Raw genomic sequence first — 10,344 nt, forward strand, 5'->3', positions numbered from 1 at the left:
TGCTCCTCATCGCACGCGTTCCATCGTCTCGTGCGCGCCGGCGTAACGCTCGCGCACCGCGGGCTTCGACAATTTTCCGGTCGCGAGCCGCGGCAGCGGATCGGCCGAGAAGGCGACGTAGCGCGGCACCTTGTAGTTCGAGAGGTTCGTGTTGCAGTGGTCGATCAGCGCCGCGACATCGACCTCGGCGGCGCCATGATAGACGACGAACGGCGTCTCGCCGAACTTGGGATCGGGCGCGGCGATCGCCAGCGCCTCGACGACCCCGGGGAATTCGCACACGACGCGCTCGACCTCGGCCGCCGAGATGTTGAGCCCGCCCGAGATGATCAGATCCTTCATCCGGTCGACGAAGGTCAAAAGGCCGCGTTCGTCGAGCGTTCCGATGTCGCCCGACCAGAGCCAGCCGTCCCTGATGACCTTGGCTGTCTCCTCGGGGTTGCGCCAATAGCCCTGCATCATCCCGGGCGAGCGCATCAATATCTCGCCGGGCTCGCCGGGCTCGCAATCGCTGCCGTCGGCGCGCACCACGCGCAGGTCCATGAAGATGCACCCCCAGCCGCATTTCTCGGGCTCGTCCATCGCCAGATGCTCGGGCATCATCGTCGCATTGCCGCCGATCTCGGTCTGGCCGTAAATCTGCCGGATGACGATGCCCTTCGCCTTCCAGGCGTCGAGCAATTGCCGGCTGACCCGCGCGCCGCCCGCGGTCGCGAGGCGGATCGACGACAGGTCGGCGTCGGCGAAGCCGGGGCAGCGCGCGATCGCCTCGAAGAAGGTCGGGACGGCACCGAAACAAGTGATCTTCTCGTCCTGCAGCAATTGCAGGATCGCGTCGGGCGCGAACACCGGTTCCATGAAGATGGTGCAGCCCTGCACCGTATAATGGATGAGCTGGACAAAGCCCGCCGAGGTGTTGAGCGGCGCGAGGCTGATGATCCGCGACCCCGGCGACGACGATGTCTCCTCGGTCGCCCAATTGGCGGCATAGGCGGTCATCGACCGGTTGGTGAAGACGACACCTTTGGGCTTCGCGGTCGATCCGCTGGTGGCGATGATCACGACGGGCGCGTCGGGTTCGGGGTCGTACCGAACGGTCGGGGGCGCGCCTTCGCGCAGCGCCGCCACCTCGGCCATCGCACGCGGAGCCAGCCCAGCCGCGATCATATTGTCGGCAAACTCCGGCGCGACGAAGGTGAAACGCGGCTCGCTCGTCTCGCATAGCTCGCGGATTTCGCGCGGGGTGAAGCGGAAGTTGACCGGATTGACGATCCCGCCCGCGCGGATGATCCCCATGATCAGCGCGCAATAAGCGAGGCTGTTGGTCGAACAGATCGCGACGCGGTCGCCGGGCTCTAGCCCGTCGGCCTCCAGCATCGCGGCGACGCGGTCGGACCAGTCTTTGTAATCGCGATAGCTCAGCCGGTCGCCGCCGAGCACCACTGCAGGCTGCCCGGGCCGCATCCGCGCCCACCAATCCATCGCACCCGGCAATGTCTGCGCCATTCAGTCCCTCTCCGTCCAGTCTTGTGCCGGCTCAAACTTCACAGAAGTGCTTCGATCGCCTCATAATAGCGGATGATATTGGTCTCGAGCCCGCAATAGATCGTCTCTTCGGGCACGCCGGCGTTCAGCCCTTGCTGGCTGATCTCGGCGGCGCGGAAATCCTCGCCGCCGAACACATCGAGGATCAGTTCGTAGGATCGCGCGAACACTTCCTCGGCCTTCGGTGTCGCCGCCACCTCGGGGGTCAGCATGAAATATTCGACCGTCGTGCGATCGGGGCCGCGCGGCATCAGGAGCATGACGCTGGTATAATATTGGCTGGTGACCACGACGCAGTTGGGGAACGCCGTATAGGCGTGCGTCACCAGCTTGTGGACATTCGCCTCGGGGTCTTCGTCGAGCATTTCGGGGACATAACCGATGCGCCCCGACACCTGGCGGATGTTCGGCCCGAACATGTCGACGATGTTGGGCGCGTCCTGGAAGCGGTCGCCGATCGACGCGGCGTGGAGCCGCTGGACATGATAGCCTTCGAGGAAGGGTTCGAGCACGACCTTCCAGTTCGCCTGGAGGTCGAAACTCTTGCGGCCATAGACGTGCGCGGTCGGAATGCCGAGCGCGTCGAAATCGTCGGCAACCTGCTGCGAGAGCTGCGACCAGTCGGCGGGGATATCACGGTTGAGCTGGACATAGACGATGCCACCCCATTCGCGCGCCTCAAGCTCGATGAGCCCGCGCTGGCTTTTGTCGAGGCCCTGAAAAGCCTCGCTGCGCGACACGCCGATCAGCTTGCCGTCGATGCCATAGGTCCAGGCATGATAGGGACAGGTCATGCGGCCCTGCTTGTGGACCGCGCAATCCTCGATGATCTTCGACCCTTTGTGCTGGCACGCGTTGACGAACGCCTTGATGCTGCCGTCGCGGGTGCGCGAGACGAGCATCGGGAAGCCATAGCTGTCGTTCGCGACGATGCTGCCGGGTTCGAGCAGCGCCGAGCAGGTGACCGGAACCGGATAGCGGCGGAAGATTTTCTCCTGCTCGCGGTCGAAACGGTCCTGCCCGGTGAAGATCGCATTGGGGCGCGTCGCGCCGAACGGCATGACCACCGCGTCCTTTTCGGCGGGGATCTTGCGGATCGCCCCGATCTGGCTCGGCGTCAGGTCGGCGAGCGTCGTCAGCTTGCGCGCGGGGCGTAAAACTTCTGCAACTTCACTCATATTGCAGATCCTCTCCTTTTGTTGGCATCAGCCTATTCCACCCTTTACCTAATAACAATAGTTTTTTATGACGAGAGTGAAAGCGCCGCAAAACGGCCGGATTCGAGGGGATAAGGCCATGAACTTCGACTATATTATCTGCGGCGCCGGGGCGGCGGGATGCGTGCTCGCCTATCGCCTGTCCGAGAATCCGGCGATCCGCGTCGCGCTGATCGAGGCGGGGCCACGCGACCGCCATCCCTTCATTGCGATGCCCAAGGGCCTGGCCAAGGTCATGCAGGATCCCAGGCATCTGTGGGTCCATATGAGCGAGCCCGAGGCGTCGACCGCGGGCCAGTCCGAAGCCTGGGTGCGCGGGCGCGTGCTGGGCGGATCGTCGTCGGTCAACGGCATGATGTATGTCCGCGGCCAGCCCGCCGATTTCGACGCGATCGCCGAACAATCGAGCGACGACTGGAGCTGGACGCATATCGGCGCGGCCTATCGCGCCTTCGAGAACCACGAGCTGGGCGCCGCCGAGACGCGCGGCGACGCGGGCCCGATGAAAATCTCGATGCCGACGCAACGCCTGCCGATCAGCGACGCGCAGGTCGCGGCGGGCGAAGCGATGGGCTGGGCGAAAAAGACCGACATCAACGCCCCCGACGACCAGGTCGCGATCGGCTATGCCCCGCGCACCATCTGGAAGGGCAAGCGCCAGAGCGCCGCGCAGGCCTTCCTGCGCCCCGCCGAAAAGCGCCCCAACCTCACCGTCCTGACCGACCGCACAGTCGACCGCGTGATCTTCGACGGCACGCGCGCGGTCGGTGTCGAGGTCGTCCACAATGGTCAGCGCGAGCGTATCGACGCGAAGCACGAAGTCATCCTGTGCGGCGGCGCGATGGCGAGCCCGGCGATCCTCGAACGATCGGGCGTCGGCGATGCGAGCCGCCTCGCGGCGCTCGGCATCCCGCTCATCCACCATAGTCCGCAGGTCGGCGAAGGGCTGATCGAGCATCGCGGCATCATCATGCAGTGGAAACTGACCAAAGCAGCGCTGTCGCAGAACCGCGTCTTCGGCGGCTGGCGCCTGCTGCTCGCGACCCTCAAATATTATCTCACCGGCGACGGCCCGATGTCGGCGGCCGCCTATGAGATCGGCGGCTGGTTCAAGTCGCGCCCCGGACTCAACCGCCCCGACGTCCAGATGCTGATCGCGCCCTTCAGCTTCGACATGGCGAAACAGCGCACCGCGCTCGAGAAACATCCGGGGATCAACGCGGTGATCTATCCGCTGCGCCCGACCTCGCGCGGCAGCATCCATATCGCGACGCGCGATCCCGACGCGGCAGCGAGCTTCAGGCCCAATTACCGCGACACCGAAGAAGATCGCGCCGCGATGGCGGGCGCGGTGCGCGTGATGCGCGACTATGCGCGGCAGGAACCGCTGGCGGGCATGATCGCCGAGGAGACGCTGCCCGGGCCTGCCTTCGCCAGCGACGCCGAAATCCTCGACGCCTATGACCGTTTCGGCACCTGCGGCTATCATGCCGTCGGCAGCTGCCGCATGGGCAAGGACAACGCCTCCGTCGTCGATCCCACGCTGCGCGTGCGCGGCGTGGAAGGACTGCGTGTCATCGACACCTCGATCATGCCCGCGATCCCGTCGGGCAACACCAATGGCCCGACGATGGCGATGGCATGGCGCGGCGCCGACATCATTTTGCGCGATGCGCCTAAGGGGTGATTGATAGCGAACACCATACCCCCTCCCTTTTAGGGAGGGGCTAGGGGTGGGTAGCGAGCGTAGCGAGCAAGAAGAAGAGCACCGCCTCCGGCGGTTACCCACCCCCAACCCCTCCCTAAAAGGGAGGGGAGGCATGGCCAACACCATCGCCCCAACGACTAAGGCGGCGGGACGGCCGGCGGTGCCCTTACCGCCTTTTCGCCGCCCCGCCGCCTCGTCACGCCGTCACGAACCGAATTTGAAGCCGATCGTGACGCCCCCGGTGATCCCGCGGCCGAGCGCCGTCGAATAGCCGAATGTCGTCGTCTGCATGTTGCGGAACACGCGGTCGCCCTGGTTGAGCAGGTCGCGGCCCCAGACAGTGACGTAGAGATTGTCCTTCAGCGGCCGGAAGGTCGCCGACAGGTTGAGCGTCGTCAGCGCCCGCTGGATCGGCGCCCGCCCCTCGCCCGCCGGATAGGGCACCCCGCCCGCATCGACCCCCGCCGGATAGAAGCCGTGCGTCGCATGGTCGAATTCGTCGGTGTAGCTGAGCAGCCCGGCGAGCTCGAGTTCGCCGTCGCGGCCGAGCGGGAGTTTATAATTCGCCGACACGCTCGCCATGATGTTCGGCGTCACCGGCAGATCCTCGCCCGAGCAGTCGGCATTGGTCGCGAGCGCCAGCCCGACCCCCGCGGGACGATAGATTTCGCAGTTCGGGAAGCTGTCATATTCCGACTGGAAATAGGTCGAGAAGCTGGTGTTCAGCGTCAACCGGTCGTCGGGCCGGAACGACATTTCGGCCTCCAGCCCCGAGATCGTCGCCTTGGCGGCGTTGATCGAAATCTGGGTGTTGGTCGCGGGGTCGACCACCGGCACCTGCAGATTGTCGTATTTATAATAATAGCCCGCGAGGTTGAGCGTCAGCTTGCGGTCGAACAATTGCGATTTCAGCCCGACCTCGAAGGCGTCGATCGTCTCGGGCTCGGTCGCGCGCGCCGACAGCGACGAGATATTATAGACCCCGCTCTTGAAGCCGCGATTGTAGCTCGCATAGACGAGCAGATCGTCCGAGAATCCATGGTCGAGCACGACACGATAGGTGAGTTCGGAGAAGCCGGTGCTGAGCCCGTCGCACAAAGGATCGGCGGTGCAGACGTCGCCGATCGTCTGCGGGATCGCGATGACCCCGCCGGTGCCATTGGGCAGATAGGTGACCTTGCCATTATCCTCGTCGAGCGTCGCGGTCTCGTCGGTGTAGCGCAGCCCCGCGGTGATCTTCGTCCCCTGCCCGAACGCATAGGACGCCTCGCCGAACAGCCCGACCGATTCGATCGTCACGAAAGTGCTGAGATCGATATAGGCGAGCCCCGACGTCGGCCCGAGCCCGAGCGCCGACAGTTCGAGCAGCCGCCGCGGCACGGTGAGCGGTTCGAGCGGATTGGGCACCGGCAGCCCGACATATTGGTCGAGCTGCGAATAGCCGTCGCGATAATTGATGTAGAAGCCGCCAACGAGCCACTGGAAGGGCGCGCTGCCCTCTGACGACACCAGCAATTCCTGCTGCCAGGTGCGGCCGTTGAGGTCGGTGTCGAACCAGAAGACCGAGGCGGGCGACAGGTCTAGGTCGAGCTGCACCCCCGAGCCGCTGCGCGTATAGGCGCTGGTCGAGCTGATCGCGACATCGCCCAGATCATAGTCGAGATGGAGCGAGGCGCCCCAGCTGTCGTAGCGCACCTCGGGCGGCACCTCGCCATAATAGGCGCGCTTCGGATTGCGGATATCGACCCCCGACACCGCCTCGCCGATCGAGAAGGGCGACCCCGGCGCGGGCTGCATCGCCATGATCGGGGTCGTATAGCCCTCGATATAATTGCCCTGCAGCTGCGCCGAGAAATCGCCGCTTTCGAACAGCAGATTGGCGCGGAAACCATAGGTTTCCTCCTCACCGGTGCGCTTGCCGATGCCGTTCGACGGATTGCGGTTGACGATATAGGGCGTTTCGTAGCGATAGAAGCCGCTGACGCTGAACGCCAGATTTTCGCCGAGGCCCGTGGTGACATAGGCGCGCGCGCCGCGATCGTCGGTGCCGAAGGTCCCCTCGACCATGCCGCCGAAATCCTGGCTCGGCTTTTTCGTCGAGATCAGAATCGCGCCCGAGGTCGCGTTGCGCCCGAACAGCGTGCCCTGCGGCCCGCGCAGGACCTGGATCGATTCGACCTCGGGAAAGGTCTGGAGCAATATGCCGGTCTTGTCGGTCTGATAGACCCCGTCGACATAGACCGCGGCGGTCGATTCATTGCCCGGGGTGATGTTGCGGCCGCCGACGCCGCGGATATAGGGCACCGACTGGCTGCCGCCCTCGGGAACGACGAGCGACGGCGCCATCTGCGACAATTGCCGGAGGCCGTCGATCCCCGTCGATTGCAACTGTTCCCCCTGGAACGCCGACACCGCGATCGGGACGTCCTGCAGCGCTTCCTCGCGCCGCTGCGCGGTCACCACGATGACGCCGTCGCCGCCGTCATTCTCTTCGGCGGCAGGCGCGGTCGGATCGCTCTGTGCCGCGGCGGGCACCGCGGCCATCGCCAGCAGCATCGCGGTCGAACCCAGCAAGATTTTGTGCGAAACAATCATCTTCTCTCTCCCCATATCTGTCTGTTATAAATCGACATTCTACGGTCCGGGTCGGGCACCCGGCGGCCCTTCAAAAATAGCGGCGATCGGCGGCGAGGCGCCGGAGGCGCGCGGTCGCGAGCCGTTCGTCGGGCGTCACGCGCCGCTCGTCGGCGGGAAATTCGTCCTTCACCGCGGCGAGCGGCACGAGCTTGGTCAACGGCTTCACGGGCGGGATGCCCGAGGCCAGTTGCTGGAAGCGCATGAAGATGAAGCCCGATTCGACGCCGGTCGTGTCGAGCCAGTTCCACACGCCCGGATCGGCGCCCGCGAGCACATAGCGAAAGCGCCCGTCGCTCGACACGCGCGATTGCGCGCCGGTGATGCTCGACTGCACCGAGCGCGGGATGAAGCTGTTGAACCAGAGCGGGTGCGCGAGCGCGAGGCTCTGATATTTCGCGTCGCAGGGCTCGATCGTGATCACCAGCGCCTGCCCCTCGAGTACCTCCCAGCGGCCCTTGGTGTTGAACTGCCCGGGGAAATAGCCGGCATCGGCGGGGCCGACGGTCGGCGCCGGATAATCGTTCACTGGCAGCACCTTCGACCAGTTTTGCGCAAAATCGTCGAGGAACTTCACCTGGTCGACCATGTTGCGCGCGGCGACGGCGTAGAGCTGCTGGACGTCGGCGAGCGCCGGGCGGCGCGGCGCGTGCACCGGCTGATCCATCCGCTCGATCAGCATCGGCGTCGGCTGCTCGGTCAGCCAGTCGTTCACCGTCTGGCGCACGAACAGGCAGCGCGCGCGCTCGTCGCTCTTCATCCAGTTGCCGGGGCGTTCGGGACCGCCGATCCACAGCTCGAAACGCCCGTCGGCCTCGATCTGCAGCCGGCTCGATTCGAGCGCGCCGATGCGGTCGCCGACCACCCCGTCATCGCCCGCGAGGCCCGACACCAGCTCGAAACAATAATCGACCGTGTTGCCGCGGTGCCCGAGCACACGATACACGCCGCCGCCGTCGATCTGGGCGCTGTAATAATGATGATCGGGGGTCGGCAGGCCCCAGGTGCGGACATTGTCCATGTCGCGCACAAAGGCGGGGCGGTCGAGATCGTAACTTTTGAACGCGCGCTCGACGTGGAAAATCCACATGCCGGCAAGATAGTGATAGCCCTCGGCCAGGTCGGCGTCGGTCGTGCCGGGGTGCGCGCGGACGATCGCCTCGACCTCGCGCGCCGCTTCGAGGAATAGCGCGTAACCATTTGCGGTGTCAGGCATGGGCTGTGGTCTCCCTGTTGTTGGTGGAATCGAGGAAGCCGAAGGCGTCGTCGACCATCGCCTCGGTCAGTCCGTAGCGACCCAGCGAATATTGGTTGATGCCGTGCTTCCCCGCGGGATTGTCGGCGATCCACGCGCGGATCGCCGCTTCGCCGGCATCGGACAGCGCGGCACCCGCCTGTCCGTAAAAGCCCCGGATATGCGGGATCGGGTCGGCGAGCAGATCGCGATAATCGACCTCGATCATCTTGAGCCGCGCGCCCAGCCGGACGCGCGCCTGCTGGAAACGGTGCATTTCGGGCACCCAATATTCGAGCGCGATGCGCCCGATCGCGGCGGGCGAGCGCGTCAGAAACGGCTGCTGCGCGGCTTCCAATGCATTGCAGAAGGAGGCGACGACGGTGCGGAAATCGCGGCGCGGATAGACGAAGGTCGCGCCGGGATGAAAGGCCAGCATCTCCTCGAGATGGCCGACATGCACCGGGCTCTTCAGGATCCATTTGCGCCCGCGGCGCCCGCCGTCCTGCCATTGCAGGTAGCGCAACAGGTCGGCGACATAGGCGTAGCTCCGGCGGCGCGGCAGGCCGCGCAGATAGCCCAGATAATCGGCGTCGGGGACGCCGGTGTAGATATGGCCGACATGCTGGAAACTGAGATGATGGAGGTTCCAGTCCTCGTCGGCATCGTCGGCGACCGCCGGATGCGCCGCGTGGAGCGCCGGGTTGCCGATGCGGATCGCGTCGGCGACCGCCTCGGCATAGGTGAGCCGCCCGCCGGGCTGATACGGCGCCTCGCCGGGGAAGGGCGCGGGGTTGAGCAGCCGCCAGAATTTGAGCGACTGCATCGCGGGGTCGGCCGACATCATCCGCTGCAGCACGGTGGTGCCGCTGCGCGGGAAGCCGAGGACGACGATCGGGTCCGCGACATTTTCGACGAGGATTTCGGGGTGGCGTGCGACGTCGTCGGCAAAGCGCAGGCGGTTGACGAGGAGGCGCTGGACCATCGTATCGAGCTGCGCGAAGCCGGCCTCGTCCGCCGTGCCCCGGCGCGCGAAATGATAAAAGGCGTCGAGCGCGGCGACGAAATCTGTAGGCTCTTCGCGTTCTATCCCGCTTTCCGCGCGCGCCGCGGCGCGCGCGCGCGCACCGTCCGCCGTGTCGAAACCCGTCATGCGTCTCTTCCCCTGTTCGATGATGCGCGGCACGCCGCGAGCAGACCGTCGGCCATCTCCTTGCGGCAGATCAGCAGGTCGGGCATCGCCACGTCTTGCTGGTTGTAGACGAGCGGCGCGCCGTCGATGCGCGAGGCGTGCAGCCCGTGCGCGAGCGCGACCGCCGCGGGCGCGGCGCTGTCCCATTCATATTGGCCGCCGCTGTGGAGATAGATGTCGACCTCGCCGCGCACGACCGCCATCGCCTTGGCGCCCGCCGAGCCCATCGGCACGAGCTCGGCGCCGAGGCGTTCGGCGACGGCGAGCGCTTCGGCGGCAGGGCGCGTGCGGCTGACCGCGAGGCGCGGGCGCGCGGCGGCGTCGGGGAGCGGCCCGGCGCGGTCGGTGGCGAGCACCACGCCGCCGTCGAGGCCGGGCAAGGCCACCGCGCCGATGAGGGGTTCGCCGTCGATCGCGAGCGCGACATGCACCGCCCAGTCGCTGCGCCCTTCGCCATATTCGCGCGTGCCGTCGAGCGGATCGATGATCCACACGCGGCTTTTGCCGAGCCGGTCGGGCGTGTCCCTGCTTTCTTCCGACAGGAGACCGTCGGCGGGACGCTGTTCGCGGAGCGCGTGGATCAGGAACTGGTTCGCGACCTGGTCGCCCGCCTTGCCGAGCGCCTTGCCGGCGAAGAGGCCGGAGTCGCGGACGGTCAGCAGGATGCGCCCGGCATGGTCGGCGAGATGCGCGGCGAGCGCGGCGTCGTCGAGTCCGGCGCTCATCCGATAAGCCTGTCGACGATGAGGTCGGCGGCATCTTCGGGGGTCATGGCGGTGGTATCGATGCGGACTTCGGCGTCTTCGGGTGCTTC

7 protein-coding genes are annotated in these 10,344 nt (G+C 66.0%); 1 reads left to right on the forward strand and 6 read right to left on the reverse strand.

Annotation, left to right across the window (positions count from 1 at the left end; translation table 11 throughout):
• Positions 1-6: 6 nt before the first annotated feature.
• Complete coding sequence (locus AC1RNQ_RS14095) at positions 7-1,506, reverse strand: class I adenylate-forming enzyme family protein (RefSeq protein WP_493171884.1); 1,500 nt, start codon at positions 1,504-1,506, stop codon at positions 7-9.
• 38 nt (positions 1,507-1,544) lie between these two features.
• Positions 1,545-2,723, reverse strand: coding sequence for an aromatic ring-hydroxylating oxygenase subunit alpha (locus AC1RNQ_RS14100; protein WP_493171886.1), 1,179 nt, complete (start codon positions 2,721-2,723; stop codon positions 1,545-1,547).
• A 118-nt stretch (positions 2,724-2,841) separates the two neighbouring features.
• On the opposite strand from AC1RNQ_RS14100, the gene AC1RNQ_RS14105 reads away from it, so the two are divergent.
• The gene (locus tag AC1RNQ_RS14105; protein ID WP_493171888.1) at positions 2,842-4,449 is read left to right on the forward strand and encodes a GMC family oxidoreductase; all 1,608 of its coding nucleotides are present in this window, start codon (positions 2,842-2,844) and stop codon (positions 4,447-4,449) included.
• Between the two features lie 225 nt (positions 4,450-4,674).
• Here AC1RNQ_RS14105 and AC1RNQ_RS14110 read toward each other — a convergent pair whose 3' ends face one another.
• From AC1RNQ_RS14110 to AC1RNQ_RS14125, 4 genes are all read right to left on the reverse strand, one after another.
• A complete protein-coding gene (locus tag AC1RNQ_RS14110) occupies positions 4,675-7,065 on the reverse strand; it encodes a TonB-dependent receptor (RefSeq protein ID WP_493171890.1) in 2,391 nt (796 codons plus the stop codon).
• Between the two features lie 70 nt (positions 7,066-7,135).
• The gene (locus tag AC1RNQ_RS14115; protein ID WP_493171892.1) at positions 7,136-8,320 is read right to left on the reverse strand and encodes a hypothetical protein; all 1,185 of its coding nucleotides are present in this window, start codon (positions 8,318-8,320) and stop codon (positions 7,136-7,138) included.
• Positions 8,313-9,491, reverse strand: a complete 1,179-nt coding sequence (locus AC1RNQ_RS14120) for a sulfotransferase family protein (RefSeq protein WP_493171894.1) — start codon at positions 9,489-9,491, stop codon at positions 8,313-8,315. The genes AC1RNQ_RS14115 and AC1RNQ_RS14120 overlap by 8 nt, the downstream gene beginning before the upstream one ends.
• Positions 9,488-10,255 carry a 3'(2'),5'-bisphosphate nucleotidase CysQ gene (locus AC1RNQ_RS14125; RefSeq protein WP_493171896.1) on the reverse strand — a complete coding sequence of 256 codons (768 nt, stop codon included), beginning with the start codon at positions 10,253-10,255 and terminating at the stop codon, positions 9,488-9,490. Before AC1RNQ_RS14125 ends, AC1RNQ_RS14120 begins: the two co-directional genes overlap by 4 nt.
• Positions 10,256-10,344 lie beyond the last annotated feature (89 nt).

The sequence above is a fragment of the Sphingopyxis sp. GW821-FHT12F08 genome (assembly GCF_058806755.1).